The organism is Longimonas haloalkaliphila (assembly GCF_055379825.1).
In genome coordinates, this window is record NZ_AP043949.1 from 57,706 (window position 1) to 83,288 (window position 25,583).

Annotated in this window: 16 protein-coding genes and 1 pseudogene; 8 read left to right on the forward strand and 9 right to left on the reverse strand. The window is 53.5% G+C overall.

Annotation, left to right across the window (positions count from 1 at the left end):
• Positions 1-401: 401 nt before the first annotated feature.
• Positions 402-4,169, reverse strand: coding sequence for a hypothetical protein (locus ACZ48V_RS15065; protein WP_464543204.1), 3,768 nt, complete (start codon positions 4,167-4,169; stop codon positions 402-404).
• A 551-nt stretch (positions 4,170-4,720) separates the two neighbouring features.
• On the opposite strand from ACZ48V_RS15065, the gene ACZ48V_RS15070 reads away from it, so the two are divergent.
• The 4 genes from ACZ48V_RS15070 to ACZ48V_RS15085 all read left to right on the forward strand — a co-directional run bounded on the left by ACZ48V_RS15070 (position 4,721) and on the right by ACZ48V_RS15085 (position 12,429).
• Entirely contained in the window at positions 4,721-6,805 is a 2,085-nt protein-coding gene (locus tag ACZ48V_RS15070; RefSeq protein WP_464543205.1) for a DUF5131 family protein, read from the forward strand.
• Between the two features lie 1,102 nt (positions 6,806-7,907).
• A complete protein-coding gene (locus ACZ48V_RS15075; RefSeq protein WP_464543207.1) occupies positions 7,908-8,243 on the forward strand; it encodes a hypothetical protein in 336 nt (111 codons plus the stop codon).
• Positions 8,230-9,222, forward strand: coding sequence for a replication initiation protein (locus tag ACZ48V_RS15080; protein ID WP_464543209.1), 993 nt, complete (start codon positions 8,230-8,232; stop codon positions 9,220-9,222). The genes ACZ48V_RS15075 and ACZ48V_RS15080 overlap by 14 nt, the downstream gene beginning before the upstream one ends.
• Positions 9,223-9,546: 324 nt before the next feature.
• Positions 9,547-12,429, forward strand: coding sequence for a Hint domain-containing protein (locus tag ACZ48V_RS15085; RefSeq protein WP_464543211.1), 2,883 nt, complete (start codon positions 9,547-9,549; stop codon positions 12,427-12,429).
• A 149-nt stretch (positions 12,430-12,578) separates the two neighbouring features.
• Here ACZ48V_RS15085 and ACZ48V_RS15090 read toward each other — a convergent pair whose 3' ends face one another.
• From ACZ48V_RS15090 to ACZ48V_RS15105, 4 genes are all read right to left on the reverse strand, one after another.
• Positions 12,579-12,989: a type II toxin-antitoxin system VapC family toxin gene (locus ACZ48V_RS15090; RefSeq protein WP_464543212.1), complete on the reverse strand. Its 411-nt coding sequence runs from the start codon at positions 12,987-12,989 to the stop codon at positions 12,579-12,581.
• A 99-nt stretch (positions 12,990-13,088) separates the two neighbouring features.
• Entirely contained in the window at positions 13,089-13,409 is a 321-nt protein-coding gene (locus ACZ48V_RS15095; protein ID WP_464543214.1) for a DUF6364 family protein, read from the reverse strand.
• A gap of 676 nt (positions 13,410-14,085) precedes the next feature.
• On the reverse strand, positions 14,086-14,334 hold the full coding sequence (locus ACZ48V_RS15100) for a hypothetical protein (RefSeq protein WP_464543215.1): 249 nt from the start codon (positions 14,332-14,334) through the stop codon (positions 14,086-14,088).
• A gap of 65 nt (positions 14,335-14,399) precedes the next feature.
• Positions 14,400-15,050: an AAA family ATPase gene (locus tag ACZ48V_RS15105; RefSeq protein WP_464543216.1), complete on the reverse strand. Its 651-nt coding sequence runs from the start codon at positions 15,048-15,050 to the stop codon at positions 14,400-14,402.
• A 225-nt stretch (positions 15,051-15,275) separates the two neighbouring features.
• Here ACZ48V_RS15105 and ACZ48V_RS15110 point away from each other — a divergent pair.
• The 4 genes and pseudogenes from ACZ48V_RS15110 to ACZ48V_RS15125 form a co-directional block, all read left to right on the forward strand.
• A pseudogene (locus tag ACZ48V_RS15110) lies at positions 15,276-15,473 on the forward strand (transposase family protein); the annotation flags it as partial.
• Positions 15,474-15,493: 20 nt separating this feature from the next.
• A complete protein-coding gene (locus tag ACZ48V_RS15115) occupies positions 15,494-15,748 on the forward strand; it encodes a hypothetical protein (RefSeq protein WP_464543256.1) in 255 nt (84 codons plus the stop codon).
• A 127-nt stretch (positions 15,749-15,875) separates the two neighbouring features.
• Positions 15,876-16,124 carry a ribbon-helix-helix domain-containing protein gene (locus ACZ48V_RS15120; RefSeq protein ID WP_464543218.1) on the forward strand — a complete coding sequence of 83 codons (249 nt, stop codon included), beginning with the start codon at positions 15,876-15,878 and terminating at the stop codon, positions 16,122-16,124.
• Entirely contained in the window at positions 16,121-16,552 is a 432-nt protein-coding gene (locus tag ACZ48V_RS15125) for a PIN domain-containing protein (protein ID WP_464543220.1), read from the forward strand. The genes ACZ48V_RS15120 and ACZ48V_RS15125 overlap by 4 nt, the downstream gene beginning before the upstream one ends.
• A 454-nt stretch (positions 16,553-17,006) precedes the next feature.
• On the opposite strand, the gene ACZ48V_RS15130 is transcribed toward ACZ48V_RS15125, so the two are convergent.
• The 4 genes from ACZ48V_RS15130 to ACZ48V_RS15145 all read right to left on the reverse strand — a co-directional run bounded on the left by ACZ48V_RS15130 (position 17,007) and on the right by ACZ48V_RS15145 (position 25,547).
• Positions 17,007-18,902, reverse strand: coding sequence for a tetratricopeptide repeat protein (locus ACZ48V_RS15130; protein ID WP_464543222.1), 1,896 nt, complete (start codon positions 18,900-18,902; stop codon positions 17,007-17,009).
• 47 nt (positions 18,903-18,949) lie between these two features.
• A complete protein-coding gene (locus ACZ48V_RS15135; RefSeq protein WP_464543223.1) occupies positions 18,950-20,149 on the reverse strand; it encodes an RNase H family protein in 1,200 nt (399 codons plus the stop codon).
• Positions 20,150-20,156: 7 nt separating this feature from the next.
• A complete protein-coding gene (locus ACZ48V_RS15140; protein ID WP_464543225.1) occupies positions 20,157-22,034 on the reverse strand; it encodes an NERD domain-containing protein in 1,878 nt (625 codons plus the stop codon).
• A gap of 84 nt (positions 22,035-22,118) precedes the next feature.
• Entirely contained in the window at positions 22,119-25,547 is a 3,429-nt protein-coding gene (locus ACZ48V_RS15145; protein ID WP_464543226.1) for a DUF1998 domain-containing protein, read from the reverse strand.
• Positions 25,548-25,583: the final 36 nt, after the last annotated feature.

Below are 25,583 nucleotides of genomic sequence, written 5' to 3' on the forward strand. Positions count from 1 at the left end.
GTCTTGTTGCCCGGCTGGCTTGGTACAGGCCGAACTCGTGGTGCCGGGCTCGTACGCACATGATACACGGACCATCCCGCCCGATGATCTTCGTATGAGATCGTCGTCGCATTTCGGCCGGGCGCGGGAAATCGCCTGGACAGGACGCTGATGATGTCTTGTTTTCGACAGGGGTAATTGCGCAGGGGAATGATCTTGTATTCTTGTTTAGATCATTCCCCTGCCTGGCCGATACATTATTTTAAATGCAATAACGGTTATCCGTGGAGATCGAGGTGCGACAGCTTGACATCATTACAACACGAAACACGTTACGTGCCCAGTTGACCTCAACACGGTTCGCTCAACGACGCGGCGAGAGCATCCCTGCTTTGCCTGCCTCTTTTATCACGTTAGGCCGATCAAGTCACGGTAGTTGTGTAAAGATTAGCCAACGCATCGGGCGCACTCTGGGTGTACGTATCCGAGACGGGTGACGACGCTGCGTCCCTTGATGTCGTCTCCGCACCAGGAACAGGCGTTGTGGGTGCCTCCGAATCGGCTTCGATATCGCCGTGAGCGGTGGTGTCTTCCGTTGTTGTTTGATGAGTTGTCGCTGGATTGCTGCTGTTTGTCTGCCATATCTTTTCCTCAGGGTATGGGTCGGTAGTGATAGTGTATCCGTCGTCGGTGATGCGGATGTACGTGTCTGCGATGCGGTAGAGATCATGCTCATGCTGCAGGAGGAGACCCGTCTGCTCCTGCCCTTCCTGTCCGTCCTCCTGTACTTGGACGGCCATCTCGCCCTCTTTAAGACGGACTACGCCACCACCTGATGCAGCGATACGGTCATCTACTGCAGCCGGGAGTTCATCCGGGCGCTCGATCTCGTCGATGGTAAATGCGGCCGGGAGTAGCGTGTCTTTACGGGCAAGGGCCGTTAGTTCCTTGCGCTTAGCGAGTAACTTCTCATCGATCGCTTTCCGGGTGGCATTCTCATACCGGATCGTACAGGCCGCCCCATCGTGGAGCCACAAGATCGGCTTGAAACGATCTCGCTCTTCGGCGACGTCGATCAGTACGGACATCAGCTCTTGCTCGTAGCTCTGAGCGAGACTGGCGAGGGCGCTCTTGGGGCCGACTCGATCGGAGTTGCCTTCTTCCTCAAGGCCGACCTCTACGCGGATCGTGATGCCGGTCGGACCCTCCAGCACATCCCCAGGCTGCAGGGCCTGGAGTTTCTCGTCACGGGCATGCAGCAGCTCGGCGATGAGTTCGTGCTCCCGCAAATGCGCGCCAACATCCGGCCCTAAGATCGCCTTTAAAGCTTTTGTGACCTCGGCCTGGATGGAGGAGGCCGGCATGCCGTACACGGTCGAGTAGAGCATGATTTTCATTCCCCCTTTCACGGTGTCGTAGAGGGGGTCGCCTTTCTGCGGTACCTCCAGACCCTGCGCCTCAAAGAGCGGACGGCAGTGGTCCATCAGATCTACCCAGACGTCGTAGCTGGTGTCCACGTCGCCGTCGTCGGTGAGAATGTCCAGGGCGGTCTCGCTATCCCAAAGCCAGGCGGCAATATAAAGATGCGCACTCTTCAGATCGACATCATACAGGCCCTCGCACAGAATCTCGCGCAGCTCCGACGGCAGCAAGAGTGCGCTGTCAGTGTAGGAGAAGATCCGGTCGGTACGCTCCCTTCGACTGTAGCAGTAGTAGGGCTTGTGTTGGTCATAGATGGTGTGGAGGATACTCCGATATCGATTACGAAGTTGATCCGCCAGGCGGCGTTTCTTGAAGCGTACACGCGCTTTGTAGCGGCTCACATCGCCTGTAAGGGTACCGTCCGCCTCTTTCGTGCATCCGGTCAGACGACGTAGTGTCGCCTTCTCCTGGGCGCTAATACTGACGTCGATGTCCATCCGCTGTAGGTGTTCAAGCGCGTCCTCGATGCGGTCATCAAAACGGCTGAAGTTCTCTGGAGGGATACGGTTCATGTACTCGGCGATACGCCGGGCGGTCGTGGAGGGCGCAGTCATGTCCTCCAGCTCCGACTCGATGCTACGCCGGATCTGTGTGGCGTCAGCGCGGCCATAGCGTTCGCCTGAGAGTACATAGACACGCCGCTCGTAGTCACCTGGGGCGGTCTCCAGATCCTCCTGTACGATCCCCCAGAGCCTCTCAGGCAGGCCGTCGTCAATGATCTGGCGCGTGTGACTGTCAGGAGCCCACGTGTTCGATACGTCGATCGCGAGGCGGTCTCTGATGTAGCTTAACGACTGAGCGCCCGTGTCAAAACGATAACACCCGATCCAGTCCAGAATCTCGTGGTGTAGAACGCGGCGCTTCGTCGTACGGTCATGCCATGTGGTCCACAACGCATATACGCACCAACGAAAAACGACTTTATCCTCACGAGCCTCGGGAACATAGTCAAAGATCGCCTCGTGGGTATGGGCGTCGCACGTCGTTCGCGCTATAGCGCGACGGGCTTTAGTGGGACCGGCTGGAACCCCGGTGTCCATTTTATTAGACGCCGGATTAGCCACACGTGTAATTTTAGGACTCTCCTCAAAAGGGCCGATTTTTCGGGTCTGTAGGCGCTCAGGGCCGATTTTCGGGGATAATCGCTTACTGCCAGCACCCTCTATACCCAGAGAGGGGCGCAGCCGGGCGATAAAATTTCCCGTAGGATCTTCCTTCCTTGAGGTATATGGAGGAGCAAAAAATAAAGAAGGTGAGCCTGAGAGCAGATCCGGGGGTAACGACGTGAATGCTATAGATCCAGACCCCAAAGCCATATCCTGCAGTAACGAATTTTCAGCCGACAAAACTTCATCCGCCGAGGTTTTCTTCGTTGAAAACGACGTTGAATCCGTAGTGCTTGAATGTATGGATTTTAAGTCCGATAATTCCGAAGGGCTCTCTTCCGAGGGCGTCTCTTCCGAAGGCGCAATTTGCGGACGGGGAGTCTCCCGGAACGCCTCTGACGACTGCTCTTTAATGCCATGTTCGTCAATGCTATACTCGTCGCGCGCCCGCCGAAACTCGTCATAGATCTCCGAAATCGGTTTATTGGCGCATGTTATTGCGTGATCGATTACTGCCAGATTCAAGAGCTTATGCTTGTCGCGGTACGTTCCGTTGTACCGTCCTTGGTCAAACGTAACGTATCCCGTCTTCTCCTCGATCTCCTCGAACATCTGCATGGAAACCTCACTCGCCGCATCCCCAGGGAGCGCATCCTTGATATCCTTGAGGTAGAACTCACAGTACGGTGTGTGCGTCGTCTCACGCTGCGTCATCGCCGCCAGGACCGCTACAGCATGCTGGGCCGAGCATTGGCCTGCAATGTCGTGTAGTTCGTTGAGGACAACCCCCAGCGGGCTCTTGCTGCAGTTGTGCCACCGAGTCGGCTCGTCTGTGCTGTGCTCTTCGCGTAACGTATCTTCGTCTTTACTGGGGGGTACCGTGCTATGGCTCTGTCTGTAACCCGTCAGCTGACAGCTTGAAGAACGTGCTGTGTCGTCGTCGATTTTACCTCTGGTTTGGTTCGCACTTGGGCCGGAACCGTCTTTGCGATCGGATCTCATTGGTGGACGGCACCTCCTACGAGACCCCTCGGTTTTCTTTTGATAGAGGTTGAGGGCCACATCGACGCCCTTCCTGCCCGCATCGACGATCTCAGCCATCTCTTTTGGCTTCAGGCGATAAAGTTTCCACACCGCGATGATATCTTCCGTTGCGTCGGTGAGCCATACCTCCACGTCACCGCCGCCTATAGGTACCGTCCCTATCGCCGGATTATCTAAGCGATGAAGCCCGCCCATTTCCTGGACGGCATCGGCTGTGAGGTCGGTAAGAGATGCCAAGAGGCGGTCTTCTTTGATCACCTTGGCTGGGCCCCCGACCTTTAGCCCATACCGATCTGTAAGGGCGATAATAATTTCTACGCGATCACTGGGATAAATATGATCGCGCTCATACGTGCTGGCCTTGCGGTCGATTTCATGAGCGCATTGGACCAGACGTCGAGCCGACGACGACGTAGACGATGTTTCAGAGCGGCTTTCAGTCTGCCTTTTGTCAGTCTGCCTTTTGGGATTATCGCCTTCTGAAGAGTGGCGGGTGTGCCGACAGTTCGATGCTGCGTCTGTGACTGGTGGAGCCTCGCGGGTTCGGACTTCTCGCATAGGGATGGATGATCTTTTTTTTTGAATGGTATTCAGTGCCATCCCTCATTATGTGACAAGCCGAATATGCGGCTCGGGGCAACAAGCCTTTATGATGTGCGGGACCGCTCTCCGAATCCCTCTTCTTCTCCGGTATTGCGATGCAACATGGGATCTCAGGGGATATAGCGGGGGATTACGAGATATAGCATGGGGTCGTAGAATAGGGGTCGTTAAGAAGACGTGAAACGAACTCTCATTGCAACTGCGCTGTTGTCAACCGCGGTTTACTTTTCGCGGGGGTCCAGAATAGTGATTTGCCTGCTTACGAAATGCATCGGTGCACCTCATCCACCGGATTAGAATCCATCGTTTTGCAGTTGATAGGACGTGTGAGGGGATATATTCTTCTCTTTGTATTCATATTAGGGACCGATGGCTTTTGCCCAGATAGTCAGACAGTCAGATTCTCTGACACTTGCGCTTTCCGGGCATCACTGTCAGGGCAGATGCGTGCGATAATGCTGAATAGGTCATATTCGCATTCTACATGATCGAACCCCCAAATTTTTATGGAAACAGAAGGTACAGAAAATGTAAGTCGTAAACGGCGAGCTTGGAGGCCGCCCCGCCGCCCCGGCGATAGCATAGGGGCTCCCGAACGCACAACGATAGATCGTCCGAGCGAAGAAGAGGGTGAAACCTCTGACCTTGAGCAATGCGAACGCCAGATTGATCAATACCAAAGTGCGCAGTTGGAGGCCGCTCGCGCAATTCGTCGGATCACCGATGAGCGTCTCTACACCGAGCGTGGCTTCGATACTGTCGCTGGGTATGCCAAAGAGCGCCACGGGTTTTCCAAGCAACGGTGGTATCAACTGGTCGCTTATGCGACCGTCTACGATGCTCTCCAGAACCGACAGAGCACGATCGCGGACTCGCTTTCTGAGGAATCGCGTGCTAACCTGTCAACCGCTGTTGATAACCCGGGCAGCATTCCCCTTCCGTCTGTGGAGGCCCATACGCGTCCACTTCAGCCGTATAAAGATGACCCAGAGCTGCTGGCGACTCTCTGGAGCGCTGTGCTGACCGAGCATGCATACGACTTTACGCGCAAGAAAATCGAAGCTGTGGTGCGGGAAGTCACCTCATCTGGCGTTGATTCTAAAACTGATGACTCCGAACTGGAAACGTCCCCGTCGAATATGAGTCGAGGGATCGCTTCCGATACCTCCGCTTGGACTGACGGATCACCACGCGAGGACGTGGGGGCAGGCGGAGACAGTGCAGACGAGCGAGACAGTGGCGGTACCAGCGATGGAAACGTCGAAGACGGCGCCGCGGAGGAGGATGACACGGACTCCGTGTTAGATGTACTATCCAGCAGGTATGCTCCGCATATCGACTCGTCCCTTGCTGAGGGCGTCGCTGAAAGCCTCGTTGCCATCGCCACACAAATGGTCTCATCTGAATCTCCTGCTGGGGAGGATCCCATGCTGACGCAGGTGAAGGCGGCTCGCGACCAGTTTGATGCATTTAAGAGCCAGGAGACGAGTCATGTCTCGGCCTCTACAGAGCAACCCTCGGACTTTGTACCGGAGTCCAGTGTGGACATTCTCTCCAACGATTCTTCGCCAGAAACGACATCGGTGGATCCGGAAGCAATCATGACATCGGCGGCCAATGGCAGTGAAACTGAAGATCCTGAAACTGCTGATGCAGAGGCGGACGAAACGCAAGCAGCCAATGCGGTGGATAAGGATCTGACGGATGCAACCCTCACAGATCCCCTCATGGCCGTGCCTATGGAGATGCTCACCCCGACGATGGCCGAGAGTGCTGTTCCGATTGGTGTCCCCCAAGCGCAGCGCGAGGCCGGTGTGCCCATTTCGCTCTTTGAGAACGAAGGGGGCAATGTAGATGCTGCAGACTTCGCCCGGAAGATCCTCCAGCACTGCGAGGAGACTGGCTATCTGCTTGGGCTCAACACCACCAACGAGCATGTGGACTGGGCCGCGTGTACCGTCAATCCGATCACCGGCTGCCTTCACACTTGCTCCTACTGCTATGCCCGTTCGGTTGGTGAGAAGCGGTACAAGCAGAGGTTCCACCCCACCTTCTTCCCGAGCCGCCTGGCTGCGATTCGTAGTGCACGGGTTCCTACCGATCCCGATCACGTGCGCGAGAAAAATGTCTTTGTCGGGTCGATGAGTGACATCTTCGGCATATGGATTCCCGACTGGATGATCCATCTGATCTTGGATGCGACAGCGCATAAACCTGAGCTTAACTTTATGTTTCTTACTAAATTTCCACAAAAGTTGAGCCAGTTCAGCTTTTCTGATAATGCTTGGATTGGTACTACGGTTGACCGGCAGAGTGAGGTTGCCCGCGCGGAGAAGTATCTCGCCCAGACCGACGCGAAGGTGAAATGGCTAAGCTGTGAGCCGATGTTGGAACACCTTGATTTTGAGGACCTGAACCCATTCGATATGGTCGTCATCGGTGCTCAACAGAAGTTCACTGGGACGTGTGAGGAGTTCCAACCCGAGTGGAGGTGGGTCGCTGAGCTTTCCGTTGCTGCAAAGAAAGCGGACTGCAAAGTCTATATCAAGGACAACCTTAAAAGGCCAAAAGAACTGCCAACGGTGACTTAAGCCCACCGCACGTACTTCAGCGGTACGCACTTCGGCCTCGGTTTCTTCCCCTTCCTCCGGTTGGTTGACAGCGGGATGTGTCTCTCGTTGGGTCAGTAGACACCTGTTCAAGATCGGCCGGGATAAGGCCCTTGGTAGATTACTATGCCGTGTTGCCTTTGTGCGTTACCATGTTGCGTATTACGACCTTGTACATCACTATTTCTTCATTATTCTTTGATTTCCACGTATGCCTACTGACACAATCAATGATACTGGAATTGCTCACTTACTGTTGGAGACTGCTTACACGAATGTTTCAACGTGTACTATCAACACGGCAGTGCTTGAAGGGGAAAATAGCCCGGACGGTTGTTGGCACACTTCTCATCATGTGTACATCAAACAGACCCACTACATCGTAAATTTTCCTGATAAAACCGTGCACATTTGTGAAAGCTAGGAGGAAGCGAACGACCTCATGCGGCAGCGTAAGCGTGAGATACTACTGGCGCCGGTGCAAGCTATGCAGACGGTAGAATAGATGCAATAGGAGAGCGTTCGTTCTGATTCTGGATGCGACCGGGTAGACTCTTGTGAAGAGTTCTATCCTGAGTAGAGGTAGGTGGCTGATTTTTCTGTTGGGACCGGTTGGAGGGTATGTGCTCCGGACTCCTGTGATAGTGTCCTTTTGGTGTCTTAGATGGAGAGCTCTTCTGTTTAAGATGATTACGGACCTGGATTGCTCTCTGAGTGCTTCGAGAAGGGGTGGAACGTACAAATCTAGGGTACCATCAGGGGAGGGCAGGTAACGTTGTTAAGACGTAAACAGAGGACGATGACGTAGTTGATTCTAAGCCGTCGCGTTCAATAGGTGAAGCGGCTCAAAGATTGGAGAAGCCGAGAGCGAAGGGCACTCTACTCTTAAGGGGAGGATGATCCACTGACTTCCTGTTTTGAAGAGTACCTGTCTTCTCCCCCGGGCGCGCGCCCGTTTATATACGTTTTACGTTTATAACGTTTGGGTACCTCTGTAAACAACTGACTTTAAAAGCTTTAGACCCCGCTAGGATGGACAAAATTGGGAGCAAGGGTGGACAAAATTGGGAATACCCCCCCCGTTTTGCCTGGACAAAATTGGGAGCAAGGATGGACAAAATTGGGAATACCCCTGGACATATTTGGGAGCAGGGTGGACAAAATTGGGAGCATATTTCTCTCGCGGGGAAAACCGCCCTCAACGCCCCTCAAGCCAGATATCATAAAAATCGGGGTGGACAAAATTGGGAGCAGGGTGGACAAAATTGGGAGCAGGGTGGACAAAATTGGGAGCAGGGTGGACAAAATTGGGAGCAGGGTGGACAAAATTGGGAGCAAGCTTTACTTTCTGGCTGCTCTGTCGGAGATTCTCTCTTACTTAGTAAGAAAAAAAGTACCTGATGGCGATGTCACAGTTTGATTTATTCCGCGAAGACGGCGCCGAAGCGAAACCTTGGTCCGATTTCGTAATCGATGGTATTGATACACGCCCTCGTAAGTGGGTTGTAATACACAATGAGGTCGTGCTTGCCCGCCTCGACTGGACCATACAGATGAACCGGATATTCTCTGCCTTGGTCAGTCAACTCGCCATTGACGACGACAAATTCCAGCTACAGCGCATTCGTGTTAAAGACCTCCGGGATATGGCCGAGGTATCCAGCAGCAACTCCATAAACGAAGAGTTGGCTGATGCAACACAGCGGTTAGTGCGAGAGCCAATCGAGTTTCGCACACCGGATCACCGTTACGAAGGCCACCCTATATTTGCCACCTGTCGGTACGTACCCCGGGAAGGATACATCGAAGCCCGATTTAACGACGACGCGCAGCAGTATCTCCTGCAAGTGAAAGAGTCGTTTACGAAGTATAAGCTTCGCACGGTTATGAGGCTTTCGTCCTCATATGCAGTTCGTTTCTACCAGATCGCTAAGATGATACAACGTGACGAGGGCCCGCGGCATCGAGCCATTGATATCGACGACTTCCGGACGCTGTTTATGCTTACGGACAAATACAAGTCTCACAGAGACCTGTGTCGACGGGTCATCAATCCGAGTGTAGAGGAAATCAACAAGAAGACCCAGACGAAGCTTGAAGTTAGAACCACACGCAAGAGCGAGTCACGATATGGGGCTGTCACCGGCCTGAAGTGGGTAGTGTGGCCATCTAATGACCCAAACCCGTCTAAGACGCCTTCGTTGGGACCCGAAGACCCTGAATCGGAACCGGATGCGTTTCAGATGTGGTTTGACAGGTTGAGTGAGAAGAAACAGGTTGAGCTATGGAAGAAAGCTCAGAACCTTGTGGTTGAAGAGGGACGAAACCCAAGAGCGGTGGGCTTTGCAGGGTATGTCGAGATGAAACTACGGGAGATTACCAAAGACCGTCGTCTCTAAACAAACGCCCCTTGTATTGCCGTTATTGCAAAATAAACTTAAAAGAAAAATAGACCTGAGGGGAAATAGTCTTTACCTGCGCCTCATCCTCAATCTTTGGTTCGTCCACTTTGGCCAACCAGCAACCCCGCTCAGCAGCTACAGACAGGGATATTGAAGCAGGACGCACGCCCGTCCGCTTAGACGCAATACCTTCCAGCCCCTGACGGGTGGGCCGAGCAGCGCGTATATCGCCGCAGGCCCCTTTTCTGAGGTATAACTTGGGCGCTATGACTTGGGCACTCTGAACAGCTGGGGCCCCAAAACCCAGACGAATAGCTTCTGATGTCCCGCTTCAACCACGGCCTGTTCCTCCTATCTGACTTTCCTCTCTACTCAACGCCTCCCAATCGTTGTCTCGCGGCAATTGTCTTCTACAAAAACAAGGCCGCGTCTGGACTCGGCAAGCACCGGATCTACGGCCAAAAAGCCGATGGCCAAACCATGGGCGTGGGCGACTACTGGGTCAGCCCCCGCGGCAAAGACCAGGCGTACAATATCCGGATGCGCCAACACACCCAGAACGAAAAATACCATCACGCGAAGCGGGCGTCTATAACCGCTAAATCATCGGACCCGACCAGCCGCGTCGGTCAGATGTTCAAGGAAGTCAAGGACGAACTCGCGCTCGGGGCCTCCCAAGGCAGTATGCTGCAACGGGCCCGCGACTGGATGTCGGATTCGTCCCCGCGCCGGCTCTTTGCCGAGGACTCGGACCTGTGGACCGTCGGGCTGTCCACCTCTGGGCGTGAGGGCCTCCTTCCTGTGGCTGATGCCGTGTTCGCCACCCGCCAGGCCCTGACCAACAGCACCGACGCCTACACCCATCCGGAGATGTTCTCCTCGGCCTTAGAATCGGTGGGCATTAAGGGCCAGACGCTCAAGGAGTTGGGGGGCGTTGAGGGCATCCTCAGGGACGACGAAAAGGCCCTTCAGGCCGCCAGGCACGTCATGAGGAATGCCACCGACAATCTTCAGACCGAGGCCAACCGCGTCCTGCAGGCCCCATCCACCCGCCAGGCCAAACGCTATATCCGCGAAGCACAGTCCGATCCCAACAGCCTCTACAATAAGTTCGGGGAGAGCCGGGGACAGGTGCTGCGCCGGTTTATCTTCGAGCAAGGCACACTTGCCACCCACGGCAACAAGCAGACGGGGAAGATGGCGAAGAAGCTCGATACCCTGGCCGCTCGCGGAGAGATCAACGAGGAGATGGCCCAGCAGGCGAAGGTCGGGCTCATGTCCCTGGATATGCAGGTGGCCGCCGGGCGCCGCCTGAAAGACCCGTACGGCGAACTCGATGACATGGGCACGGCCTTTGGCACGGACCGAGGCATCCAGCAGGCCGTGGGCGTCATGCGCGAGAACAAGGACATGCTCGCCAAATTCGCGGAGACCCGGCCCCGGGTTGATGTGGCCTACCACCGAGATCCCTATTCCAGCCCGGATCAGTTCGGGACGCCCTTCGCCGAGGCCGGATTCTTTGCCACCGATACCGCGACCACAGCCGCATCCACGTACATGGAGGGCGGGATGGACACGATGCGCCGGGCCCTGGATATGGTTGGGCTGGGCTGGAGCCCCACGACCTCTCTGTCGACTACGGATGGGATTCGGGAGGTCGGGAAAACCTGGATGAAGCGCGGATCCGCGGCTATCGCGGCAACAGCCGGATACCGGCTCGCCGATGGCGGCGCCGACATTATGCTGCCCGACGACGTCCCCATGGGCGAGGGCATTACGATGGAGCTCTCCAACATTGCCGCCAACGCTCGCCAGTCCGCCAGCTACATCTACGACGCCTTAGGCATTACCGATGCGGCCCAGTACATGGAGGGCCTGGCCCCGAAAAGTACATCGGCCCTTCCCGGGGCGGCGGCCGGGTACTACGCCACAGGCGGTATCCTGGGCGCCGTAGCAGGCGCGACCTTAAATCGGGTCATGCAGCCACTGATGAAGGACACGCCCTTTGAGGCATTGTCCATCCTGCCGCCGCTGGCCCCGTTTGTCAGCGACATGGCCGAATCCTACGAGACCACCCGCGACAAGTACGCCGGGCGGGAGTGGATCCCTCAGCGTTCGGGCCGCTTCTTTATGCTGAGCACCTCCGAATACGAGGGCGGGCGCATTGAGTCGTATCGCCCGAACTGGTATACCCGCCAGAAAGCCGATGTCGGGGCGACCCCGGTCCAGTACGGGTCCAAGATGGAGGAGATGATCTTCAAGGACCTGCCGCTGATTGACTTTGCGCCCGGGGACCTGATTGACCCGCAGTACCTGGAGAAGAAACACGCCCAGAACCGCCCCTACGCCTCGCCGGAGGTGCCGTTTAGCGAGGTCCCGCTCATTGGGCCCGCGCTCGGGGCCACCGTCGGGCGCGCCTACAACTTCCTGCACCCGCTCGGAAGCAATAAACCGGTGGGCATGGAGGAGGTCGTCGGCGGATTCGATGAGGGCGGGCGCCCGGCCCCAGGGATTACGACGGCCGGGAGCTCGGGCCGACAGCTTCCTTCGGTTGCAGGAGACGGCCATGAGCCGTACATGGCCGAAAATAATGACGTGGTCGGGGCCCACTCGCCCAGCGCCACCCTTGACGAGCAGGTGTATCGGTTTACCGAGGCCGCCGGCCTGAAGGGATTTATTGGGGAGACCGCACTCGGGGGCGAGGGTCTGCTCCGCGATGCCCGGACGCCCTCGGCCTCGCAGATTGACTCCAACATCCGCGATTACCATGACCTGAACATGGGCGATATACTGGGAGCCGGGGAGGGGATCCGCCGTATCCTGCCCTTTGAGCGTGGCGGGGAAACACATGGGCCACGTAACACGATGCCGGAATGGATGCCCCAGGAAATGAAATCAGGGGACCCCTACTGCCTCTTACCGGAAACCCTCATAGAGATCGACGAGGAGCTCGTGCCAGCCGCTCAGGCGCACGATCTCGTCAAAGACGGGGATCACTATGCCCGGACCCACAAAGGCCGTCTGAAGCGAATTGAGGCGTCCTCGGAGCGGGAGGTCGATGAAACCATTACCCGTATTGACGTGGACGGGCTGCCCTGGGAGCTCGCTGTTACCGACGAGCACCCTGTGTTGGTACGTGAAGACAAGAGCACGACCTGGAAACTCGCGGGGGAGGGCCACCCATGGGGCCGTCTGGCGGTTTGAACCGCTTTGGGTGGGTATTCCAGGTCTTGTGTTGGTATGCCGAGCCTTTCCATCGCCCTCCCTCTGTGCAGCGCGCGGCAGTAAACGAAGAGCCCCGAGCGGTAAGGGGACGCACATGGCCATATCGTATATCTCTACCACTCGCTGCGTTATTGCAGTAGCGCAATGAGCGTCGTCGGATGGTACACCGTCAGAGGGGTCGTAGCAAAGTCCGCTTCGTTGCGCGTCACAATGGCAGATGCTCCAGCGGCGTGCCCGGCCTCAGCCAGATACATATCCTCAAAGTCCGTATGTGCGTCGTAGGCCAGCGCCCGATCTAGCACGGATCGGTTCATCGGAGATAGGTCCAACACCTGACGCAGGTCGCGAAGTAGGGGACGGGGATCGGTATCGTAATGCGCCGTGCCAAGATACCAGAGCGTGCTAAGGGATAGCGGAGCCATTACGCCTGACAGACGTCCGTTCTCCGCTTCGTTGATAAGGAGCAATGCTTCACGATGGTATGAGCGCTGAGTAACGGCTGCATCAACCAACACATTGGTATCAAAGAGAATGCGCATGAGGTAAACAGTTGTGTTACGGAGGTGTGCGTGTGTTGCGTAGACGTGCGGTATGATATGTGGAGCCATCCGCTAACCATCCATCGGCAGCTCATGCATTCATGCGTGCTTATCCAACGCGGCGCGGATGGCCGCTTTACGGTCATCCGCAGGATCGTCTCCGTGAAACGATTCACCTTCTGCAGCCAGTGCACCGGCAATGCGACGGGTGACCGGGCCCAAGATATCGTCGTCCCGCAGTTCGCCAGCAGGCAGCGCACCTTGCTTTCCTCCTTTGCGTTCATCGGCATCCATCTGTTGGGTAAGAATCCGGAAGTACGTCTCCACCATGCCCGAGACGCTTTCCCCGCGTTGGCGGGCCAATGCCTTTGCCGACTCCTTTACGTCCTCGTCGATGCGAAGCGTCAGTTTAGATTTCATGACTCGACCGTGTCGTTGGTGAGTAAGCTTGTAGATAGTACGTCATAACATTCCTCGTTGTGACGTACTGCGCGCTCTGGGGCCCCGTTCCAGCATTGCCGGGGTCGCCAGTGCTCGCTTCACTGCCTGGCGTGGACCACGAATGTGTTACCCGAAGTGCGGCTGGTGTTGTCTTAAGGCCGAGTGACAAGTTCAAGGCATAGACCACAAGAGCCACCATACTGATACCAAATCAGTATCACTCCAGTACCAACCTGATATCAGTAATACACCATGACGGTATCATAATAGAGAATGCTGTTTCTCATCTAAATACCGTTTGTTCTTTTTATCGCTGTCAAGATGACTTGTGAGTGGGATTCTTTGTGCTGCCATAACGAAAGCCAGGGAGCATGCCTCGTGCTCTCACAACGTCTAACTGTGCCTCACAGCAATACCTGATCGAGTCATAAGGATAAACAAGAGGCCACAAAGTGCACGCAATGGCAATTGGGCGTGACCAAGCTATAGACATGAATGACACCATTTCGGTATCACTATGACATGACTCTTATTCTTAAATGGTATCTTAGTGATACCAGACTGAAACCGATAAGACATTAAGTGGAACGGGAGTTCTGTGTTTTTTTGCTCTCTCAAACCGGCCCCGAGAGCAAGATATCACCCATTGCTACCACTACTCTTGCTCTCGGTTTAACTTCTCGACAGCTGCCTTCATCAACCACTGGTTTCGTGATTCGCTGATGATCTGGTCTTCTATGAGTTCATCGATTTGTTCCACGAGTTTGGTTGGAAACCGTGTCGTGAATGTCTTTACCTCGTTACCATCATCTTGCTTATCCTGCTCTGAGGGGGTAGAACCTCCACCGTCGATGAACGAATCAACGTCTTGGCTTTTTTCTTTCTTCGAGCGAGCTCTGGGCATACTGATGTCACTTTAATTCCAGGTTGATGTCAGTTAGGTACCAGTCTGGTATCAAATTAAAACCACTAAGCTACCTTTACGGTATCAAACGCGGCATTGTAGAACGACTCCATCTCACGTATGGCTTTCTTATCTCGGGGTCTGTACTCAACAACTCCCTGACCGTAGTCGAATGCGATCGCAAAGGACTTCCGATTCCCGAGCGTTTGTTCAATCAGTTCCATCGACTCGCTGTCTTGAAGCACCTCCCGCGTCTCTGCATTATAGCTGCCTCTATGATCAGCTCGGTTGATGAACGCGTAAGCTTGCAGGTCTGGATTGATAGCTTGTGCGTTGTCTATCAGGTCCTCGACGCGATCGAGCGTCCACAGGTCAAGTGATCGGGGCCCAAACGGCACGAACAAGAAGTCAGCTATCGTAAGCGCCGCACGTTGGCTATTCGTATCACGCCCTCCTGTGTCAATGATGATATCATCGTACTTCTCCCGAAGACGCTGGACCTGATCACGAACTGCTTTTCCGTCAAGCCGGATACAGGTGAGCCCTGGATCTCCACGCTCTTCGGTACGGATCGAAATGAACTCTGAGGCGCTCTGCTGATCGTCAGCATCAACGAGCAACACATCATGTCCATCTCGTGAACGCATCACCGCCAGGTTGACAGCTACAGTCGTTTTTCCGGTTCCTCCTTTTATTCCACCCGTTACGAGTATCATAGTGGTATCAGTCTGGTATCACAACGGTGTCTTAAACATATCACTTCGGTACCAAAGTAAGAAGGACTGCTCCTCAATGTCAAGGAATACCTGAAGGGAGAAACGCATCCTGATCAAGGCCTCCGAGACCACTGGATCAGGGGCTACCTCATTAAAATAATGCTCTGCTAATGTATATTGAGGGGGGGTGTCCGAATCCCCTCCTGATTAGATACAGCAGACCCTATGTCTTCGTCTTCAGATGGAGCCCGGTCGCTCCTTGATTATTTTCAGGATCTGGAGGATCAACGGATGGACCGGCGTAAGACGCATCCGTTGATCAACGTCCTCTTTATTGCGGTTTGTGCGGTACTTAGCAGCGCGGAAGGCTGGAACAGCATTGAGACCTTTGGCCGGATCGCCGGACGCTCTCTCTTGCCCAGCGCGAGATTGAAGCGGAGTCGGTGGCCTACCTCGTGTGCCGCCGGGCGGGTCTGCACAGCCTCTCGGAGCGCTACCTCCACACGCATGTCCGGCGCGTTAAGACCCGCTCCAACGGGACGTCTTCACAAACATCCTCAGAAGAAGATCAGTCCAGTCAGGATGCTTCTGAGCAAAACGTGCTGCCCCCGATCGGACTGGAAGCCGTGCTCAAAGCCGTGAAGTATATTGAGGACATGGGCAAGACAAAGTTTGACTCGAAGCGGGACGCCGAGTGATTTTCGACACGCCACGAGAGTTCAGGCAAATTGGACATGGGATCCCCTGTTCGTAAAACAGCGAACCCGGGAGCCGCGCCCTTGATATAACATGATGCAATACGCAACCATAACAAACCACATACCTATGTCTGCGCTTACCCTCAAAGGCATCCCGGAGGACGTAATGAACCGCATTCGGGAATTGGCTGATACCGAACGTCGCAGCCTCAACCAGCAAGCCATCCTGCTATTGGAGCGCGCTGTGGCTGAGCAGCCCGATTCATTTGGCACCGCCTACCGCCGGTTTCGAGAGCAGCATGGGCCGTCGCCGCTTACTGACGATGATCTCGACGGCTTGCGGAGCGATGATCCGGGACGCGAGGTGCGCCTGTGATTCGCTACCTGCTGGATACGAATATCGTCTCCGAACCGGCACGTCCAAAGCCGAACGCTGCTGTCGTAGACCGCCTGGATGCGCACGGCGGGGAGGTGGCCCTGCCTGCTCCAGCCTGGCACGAACTCGTTTATGGCGTGCGTCGAATGCCGGAAGGCAAGCGACGCCGATATCTGGCTGACTACCTTGCGGAGGTCGTGCGCCCCTCTATGCCCATTATTCCGTACGACCGCGACGCCGCCCGCTGGCACGGCGAGGCGCGTGCGGCGCTGGAGGCGCAAGGACGCACGCAGCCGTTCGTAGACGGTCAGATCGCGTCCATATCCGCGACCCGGTCGCTCATCCTCGTTACGCGCAATACATCCGATTTTGAAGCGTATACAGCACTGACAGGGAATGTACACATCCAGAACTGGTTTTCCAGCTAAGGGCGGGGGCGCTACTTAGAGTTCGCTACGTAAGGGCCTGGACAAGATCTTATCTTCCTGTTAATGACTGCGAGCGGCCCTCCATCGACCTCTCCTTACTTTTGTTTTGTTCTAAAAGTGGGAATAAGGCAACGTGCTATTTTCATTCAGGGCGGCTTACACCTGCCTCATACGACCCACGAGCAGCACCTACTTCACTCCTTGCTTGATGACCGTGTCTTGTCGCGGCGTGCTTCAAGGACCTTAGCAGACGGGGCGACCAGAACAGGTGCGTCGTGTACACACACCGACCGTTCATGCTCACGGCCGAGCGAATTACATCCAGACCTACCCGTGGGTGGAGCAGGCTGTGTTCAAGGTTGTGGCATATGTTGAGAAAATGGGGTCTCCCGCTTTACTTCCAAACGAAACCAAAATTCGTCGAGACTCAGAACTACAGCCTCATGCACCGGCTTCAAGTAGCTTCATCATCGACAACTTGGAGGTCAAGCACCCTCCATTTACCCTCATCTGGGTCGGATAGTATTGCTCTTCCCTCAATTAGCGCGTTGTTCTCAAGACCGTGAGACTCGATTAGCGACTTGTGAACATAGTAGTCATTAACAAACCCAAAGTGTCGACGTCCGTCGTGGGGAAATTGGAAGTGTCCAGAGAACGAGCGTAGGATGGTGGAGGGTGGATCTTTCTCAGTTGGTTGGGCAGAGACTACGATTTCAGGGCGACCTGGTTGGTTCTCAACGGTACGAACCTCCAGCGAATCGCCGGCAGTGGCGTCTTCTACCTCCGGTGTTCGATCGTGATAGGCTAACGCATCTCGTCTACGGGTTAGGATTAGATGCGTGACGTCTTTCTCATGATTGACATGTTCGACAACTGCTACCGTTGATTCTAACAGGTCCCATGGCTCGCCATCACGCTCCCGGATCCCAAAGACGCTGTCCCCATCGGAATGCACCTCCACGGGGGTCCCCTTCTCTAAACTTCCCAGTACTTTGTGCTCGCGATCTCGCACTGGGATATCGGTGAGTTCTGAAGAACCTTCCTGGATGCCAATAAATGTTCGAGCCGGTCCTTGGTCGCTTGCTTCTTGGTGTCCGGTGACTATACCAGCAATCCAAGGTACGTCCTGGAGAACACGTTCGCGCCCTTGTTCCGCATGCTGCTCGTAGAAAGTCGCGTTGGATTCGACCACTTCGGTCTCGGTATACCAATTGGATGCTTGCCACTCTTTCACGCGCTTGGGTATGTCATACTCCTCATCCTCTCGCACTGAAACGAGATCAAGAATTTCCCGCTTAGCTTCTGCGTACATATCCTGCTCAATGAGAAGAGCTGCTAAATCCTCACGGATACTGAGAACGAACGTGTTGTTATCTGCTCCTTTAAGTGCAGCACAAAGCAAATCTCTTTGATCCTGCGCCGTATCACAGGCCTGTGCAAAGTGGTGCCACGCCCATGGCTCCGAAAACTTCTGACGTACAACTCTTCCCAGATACTCTCTCGCTTGTGTTAGATCGCCATTTAGGCGGTACAGACGTCCCAGATCGTATTCTACCCAGATTAGATCTTCATCCCAGCCGCGCTCCAACACTTCCTCAAGGAACGGAATCAGCCACTGAGCTGCTTCCTGACTTTGCTGTTCCAATACTTGTATACCTGCTGCCCGCAATGTCTTGTAAGCCAAACTCGGATATGTGCTACCACTTTCCGAAACGTATGGCTTGTAGTGATCATCAACAAAGAGATTAGGATTCCACCAGTGCAGAAACTGCAGATATCCACGCCACTGCTCAGCGACGCGTACAAGATCTGACAGAAGTGCGGAGTAGAGATTGGATCCCTGCGGTGGTTCTACATCTGCGAACTCTTGTGCAAGCTGATGGATCTGTCCTATCGGTGGACTGTCGACACGCGTTAACTGTTTGATTCTGTTTCGAATAGCCCAACCAAACTCTGTCTTGAGATCATCACTCTCTGCATGTTGCCTGAACGCAGTACGATAGTAGTCAACGGCTGTATTGTAATCTTCTTTCTTGGCTGCTTGACGGGCCTTCCGAATCCCAGGTGATTCAATCTGCCGCCGCAAACGGTCTATATTCTCATGAATCACATCGTCATCTTTAGATATCTCCATTTCGTCAAACTCATGGAGATACTCCGCTGCTTGGTCAAGCTCACCATCTTCCAGACAACTTGTGATATGGTCATATAATACCCATCCCAGTGCACGCTTAGCCCACGGGTCGTTAGGATTTACCTCATAACAGTCTCGTCCTGCCTCCAAGGCCTCCTCGAATTTCTCCTCCCTCCGAAGAGCAAATACTTTTTTCGAGCACGGTTCAGATTCCATAGCGACTCATCATTCCTGTTATAAAAACTTAATCGGAAGGGTACTGGCTACACCTCCTTCTGAAGCTCATGCAGATGACGTTCGAGCACTTCAAAATCGAACCGATCTTCAACGAGGGATACATCGGTGTCCTTGATCACGGCAAAGGCTTCTTCTAGTGCTTCAGCAAACGGGTAAAAGTCGATCTTCGTGGCCGTTCGGTACGGCACATAGATGTTGTGGTAATGCTCTGCTTGTTTCACAGCCTCTACCTCAGGCGTAGGTACAAGGTCGGTATATTGTGCCCAATGCGTCTCTAACGTCTCCTGATGAGACGACTCACGGAAGGCGTGAAAACGCGGTTCAAGATGCTTGTTCTTTGTGTTGTAGATGTCAATGATACCACAGCGCTCTTCATCGACTAACACATTCAAGCGGGCAAACCGGTCATTATAGATCTTATCGAACACCGTGGTGAATGGTGCCTTTTCCAATGTATCGTCCAAATAGTTCAGGAAGTCGTCGGTGTACGCACGCAATTCCTCTATGAGATCTAACGCATCGTCTGGCTCAGCTTCGATTTTTCCTTCCTGGGCTCCCTTCTTCGCCAGCTGATCAGCTCGCTCATTTCCTACAACGCCAGTGTGAGCGTCCTCATTGACCCAGGTTACGTCCACATCGCATTCACCGATAAACTGCACGTAAGCCTGCGTAATCGCGTTTTTGGCACGCCAAGTACCAGTGGCCCAATGCTCAATACCTTCGTAATCGTAGTGTAAGTGCGCCGTGCTTAGGTTTTCCGCTTGACACCATCGCAACGCGTCCATAGCGCCAGCCAGTTCGCCTGCGACCTGTCGAGTGGTTCCTGGTTCGGGCACTTGTCCATAAGCCTCATGTTGTTTCTTGCCATCAACGTATGCTACCCAACCGTACCCAACGTGCTCGTTCATGTAGGATCCATCAACATAGAGGTGAACACCTGTTAATGAATTATCCCCTTCTGTATCCATCAAGGCACTTTGATGAAACAGCTGCTCAACGGTATCAAACAGATCTTTTGTACGCATCTCGTGCCCCTTAATCGAAAAAGAGTCGCGCTTCGGACTGTAGTATATCAGAGCAGGACCGTGCTCTTGACCATTACGGATAAGACTGACTTTGATCATGTAGTCGCTCTCTCCATGCAGCGTGGTCTCAAAGCCCTCTTGCTCCAAACACCTTACAAACGGTTCAGCGCGCTCCCGGAGAACATCTTCGTGCTTTAGCATGTGGTTTTCAGGCAAGTTGTTTTTTGCGAATACGATCACTAAGCTCTACAAGCTCACGAATAGCAGACATCTGCCCATCGTGATAGAACAAGATGAGCTGCTCAAGTGGACGGGTAAGCGCCACGTACAGGATGCGTCGGAGGCGCCGCTCGCTCTTTTGGTAGGCCAGGGAGTCGCCGAACAGCATGTCGTTTTCGGACTCTCGGTATAGCTCTTCAATACCGTGAACGATTACAACCTCTTTTTCTAAGCCCTTCGCTTCCCGAAAATCCACTACACCCACGGAGTCCGAGCCCGTGACAGGAATTTCTGCTTCCTCTAATGCTTCTTTCTGCGCTTGGACCGTTGAAGCTGTAGTGATCACCATAATGTTGTCTGGAAGATAGGCGATACCAGAAGGGCCACCGATCTGCAAATCCTGAATACGCTTGACTGTTGCAGAGACAGGATCACGCGTGCGCTCCAACTCGGGCAGCTGACTGCTTGTATTCGGGAACTCTGGTTTTTTCTCGTAACCCGCATCAGCAAACTCGCGCTGTAGCCGGTCATCATTCCATACAAACTCTGTGGCAAGTCGGGCAATGTGCTGCGGCGTTCGGTGCATCTGATACGACCTCGGGAGCTCAATGTGGTCGGTCGAAATGCCAGCTTCCGAGAAGCTCTGCTTCCGTTCGTAGATCTTCTGGCCGAAGTCTCCCACTAAGAAAAACTCTTGCCCTTCATTGATCGCTGAAAGGAACTGGAGATCCATCGTGTCGAGATCTTGAATTTCGTCGACGAAGACGTGCGTGTACAGATCCCAATCGTCGTACATTTGAAACAACAGGTTGGTGGCCTCTTCCTGAAGCCATGTGCGATATGCCTCTGGCGACTTGCCTTCCCGGTATTCTGATAAGTCTTTGATGTCGTATCCCTTCTTGACAACGGCTTCTTTTATCTCTTCAATCCCTTTGATGTCGATGTACCGACGGTAATTCCGCTGCTCCTCACGAGAATACATCTTGTGCTCAAAGATACGCTTAATGTTTTCTACCAACGCGTCATTGTAAGTAGTAATCAGAGCCTTAATGCGCTTATCGTCAGCCTTCTGGTCTACTAGATGGAGTGCCTTCGAGATAAGACAGTTTGTTTTACCGCTCCCAGCCATGTCGAGCAGATAGCCCGACTCAGTCGATAGGTCAAACACCCATTCTTGCTGCTGCTCTGTGAGTGCTTTGATCTCTTCTTTTTCAGCTTGTCGTTCTGTGTAGTCACCGATGCGAAACGAGCTGGGCAAGAGTTGCTCTTTTGCCTTGTATACGGCTTTTCCAGAAGGTTGCCAGAAACGATCATCGCGATGCACCATCTCTTTGAGAAGCTCCTCTGGCTCCATAAAATACTTATCCATCTCGTCCCGGAAGATCGTGCGTTGTGGATCGAGATAGAACTTCGTGTTGGGATTTTCGAGTGCCTCGCGGTTGGCAATCTGGTTGAAGAACTGATTACGCGTGATCTTTGGAAAGGCGACAAGCGAACTGATAAATACATTATCAAGCTGATCCATCAGTGCGTATTTGTATGTGTCCGCTTGATGAACAGGATTCGTAATCTTGATTTGGTTCCCGTTGGAGTCGATCCGTTTGACCTTTTGCTGATCCAGCCAGTGATACTGGTTGCGTCGCAAGTTCCAATGCTTTACTTCAATGGAGACTACTCCGACATCTTCGGATACGACCACGAAGTCAGGATTACGCTTTTCAATGCCTGCATCCTTTTGGCGGCGTGAACTATCAAGTTTCAGTTCGCGGTAGATGGCATAGCCCGCAGGGAGACGCTTAAGCACGTTCAGCATAGCCCGCTCTCCATCGTTTTGGGGCTGATCGATTTGGAACAGTTGGCACTCCATAGTTGAGTTGTGTTTTGATAAAGTTAAATAACCGTAGTCTTGATGACAGTACCTGCGGTGTATGCTCGTAGAAAAGTCCGCACCTCAGATCTTTTTGGCCTCCACTGAACGAAAACGGATAAGCGTAAACAAGAGCCGCAAGAATTCTCTTTTTCCTTTTTTGACTGCATGCTCGTTGATGGCGTTAACGATTGTTTGGATTGGACTCTCAATGCGTAAGTGAGACATGCCCGGCCCCCATTCTTCCAGCACCGCTTCTGTGATAAGATCAAAAGCAGTCGCGTTGTAATCGTCTCCCCCGACGGTATAGGAATCTTGACTAGACATCTCAGAAGCATCAGAGACAATCATGAATGTCTTATCGTTTAGAGTAATTGTAAGTGTCAGGTCAGGGGGCTGCTCTGACGAAGTGTATTGTTTCGGTTTAGATTGAAGCTCTTGCTCTCCGCAGAGGTACCCTAACAAGCCCAGCGCTTTTTCCTTACGCACCGCTTCAGCATGGTACTGCGTGCTAAAACTTCGCATGCACTGGTAGCATCCATTGTCGCAATCACACTCTCCTATGACGGCCCGAATCTCGGACAGTTTTGAGGTGTCAGTAATGGCATCATAGATATCCTCAAAAGGCACATTCCCGTTGCCGCTTTGGTCGTAAAGCAATACGTGTCGATGCGTGCGGTCATCGCTGGTAGGAGTTGTGACAAGATCATCCTCCTTTTGCAGCGACTCAGGATGCACCAACATGCGCATTTCGCCTTCATCCAACTGGAATGCGCCCTGGATCGCCCGGTCTAACGCAAAAGCAAGACTGATTTCTAACGAGGCGTCATTGCAGAGATCTCCATCAATGGTTACACGCAATGCTTTTCGCGTAAACTGGTATCCAACCTTGAATAAAGAACTGTCTTCCTGTAGCGAAACTGATGCACTCTTTTCTTTGAACGGGACTGGACCAGCAGGAGTTAGCTCTCCATCATTACGGAATCCAATGGTGCACTCAGGGTGATAAGCAACTGTGATAGGTGAGGGCTCGCTTTTGGGAAGCTCTGTCATCTGCAGAGAAGCTTTTTCCGTATCGTTGTCTGCAAAGATCTCTTTCCGGTCGTACCCTTGCCGTGGTGCATACCGGCTGGCGAAACGCTCTTCTGGGCGGGCAACGAAGTAGTTGTAGCTTCGTGCTTCTTCGTCACCAATGGTGTGTGTTTCGTACTCTCCCTCGGTGGTGACCTCATAAACGCGTCCACCGATGTACACGGTGCGTCCTGGAGCAAACTTGTAGTATGCAAGTTCAGGCGACCGGTCAGACAACGAGAGGTCTTGCAGTGTATCAGGAGTTCTGTCTTGAGCCTGTTCCAGTTTGTCGCGCCGGACAAGAGAAATCTGGTCCTTACGAAATGTGTAGTCAGGAAAGAATCCAATCTTGTACAGCGCCTGCTGCACGGATTGCTTTTCAGTTGCCATCTGAAATGCTTCCTTCAGGCTCTTCTGGAATGCCCCATCCAGATATGCAGCTACATCAAAGCCCTCAATGTCACCGAATAGCTGCACAGCCTCACGTCGCCTGCAAGCAACCTGGGAGTCCAGACCAGCAATGTACTCGTCCAGCGTTTGTCGATCGCCAGCCGACTTCTCCAGCATCCAGGCGTTGAGGTGCTTCTCGGCCACCGCTGGCGCATCCTTATTGAAGCTCGGCGGTGTGATGTAGCCGTTGACCATCCCAGACGGGTTCAAGAAATAGAACATGTCGTGGGGGCGATGACTGGCACAAAGCGTCACAATGAGCGCCTGCTGATCTTTCTTACGCCCAGCACGGCCGGCTCGCTGCGCGTAGTTGGATGGCATCGGGGGGACTCCCATCATCAGCACCGTGTTGAGATCGCCGATGTCTACCCCCATCTCCAGCGTAGGTGTTGCCATAAGTACATCGAGCAGGTCTCCATTAAACTTGTTCTCGATGCGGGTCCGATCAGATGGGGAACGCTCGGAACTATGTGAGTCTGCGGTACGAAACTCGATGTCCTCTGGGTTGGTGGGTAATCCAAACGTGGAAATGCCCTCCTCAGTCGGGTCAGGAAGCAACCGATCCGGGTGCAGGCGGATATGTTGAGGCTTTATGTAGTAATGTTGGAATTCGCTTCCTGGAACCGCCCGTTTGCAAAGAATGCCCCTCTTTTCGAGACCAATTATGACTTGCTGAACGCGCTCCAAACCGTGCTCATCTACAGTCTCCTTAAATTTTCGTCCCTGGTCTGTAATTGCATAACCATCATAATTCGGATGATTTGAGCCGCCTTTTTCTTCATTAAAGACTCCTTTCCGACGTACCGCTGCGTGTTTTCTGAGCGTGATGAAGTCCGTTTCTTCGGGCGGTTCCTCAATGTGATCCGCATAGAACTGATAGTATGACTTTTCGTGCTCGTTCGATGTGAGCTGTTTCCGGTCGGATGGTCCACGATCGATCAACCTCTCCTTCAAAAACACATCCTCAAGGACCGTGCGAGCCAAGTCGGTATTAGACATGTCGGCAAGATCCAGCCCTTTATCAAGGGACAGGTAGTCTGTCTGGCCCTCAGCTGGTTTCTCTCCAATCAAGCGTGCAAGCCAGAGAGGACCCTCAGCGTACAGCGCCTTCCCTTGGTCATCTTCGCTTTCTTCTTGCCACTTCGTTATCAGACCAGCAGCATTCAGAAGAGATAGGTCCGTAGGACTGTCTTGCTGTAAGCGTGCTCGCAGAAAGGTGTCTGCGAACTCGTCGCGCAATCCCATACCGTATCGGGAAACGTGTTCTCGGCTATCTACAAAGCCCAGCAGCTTCCCTTCCCCTTGGTCTTCAGTGTGCGGACTGTCATAGGTCAGCAGAGCCCGGGCCAACCGGGCCAGATAATCGTAATCTCTACTGGGGTCTTCCAACTGAACGACGTGCTCCTTGTAGATCTCTTCAGGGTCTTTTGCATCAAGCCGTTCCAACTGAAAGCCCCCATCTGGATCATACTTAACTTCTGCTTCCCCTCCCAGAAAGTCCAGGGCATTGACGGGAAGGATGGAGTCACTTACCGATTGAGCACCGTTTGCTTCTCCGTTTTCTACTTTTACGCTGCTCTCCGCTTTCTTGAGAAGCACATAAACAGATTTCCCCTGCTCATCGGTACGCGGTCGCAGTTCGTACTTCAGTTTGCTATCAACGACACGTGCAATACATGCACGTACGTCCTCTCGATGCACTGAGAAAAGGGGATGGCCACACTCCGGACAGAGGTCCTGCGTACCTGCGTGAAACTGGTCACATCGAAGGCATCGCTTCAGATAACCATCAATGTCTCGAAGAAAAAGATGCATTCGGAAATCCAGCAGCGGGTCCTTGCTGGCATCTTCTCCAGACATGCGATGATTCAGGTACGCAATAGCACTCAGGTATGCTTTTGCAATCCCTTCTGCATTGTGCGATGGACCAAGGTCATATGTCTTTCTGAGCAGTTGGACCAATTCCTGAAATGATTGCGCTTTCTCGCTCATTGCATTGCGCAATGCCTCAACAAATGGATCATTATC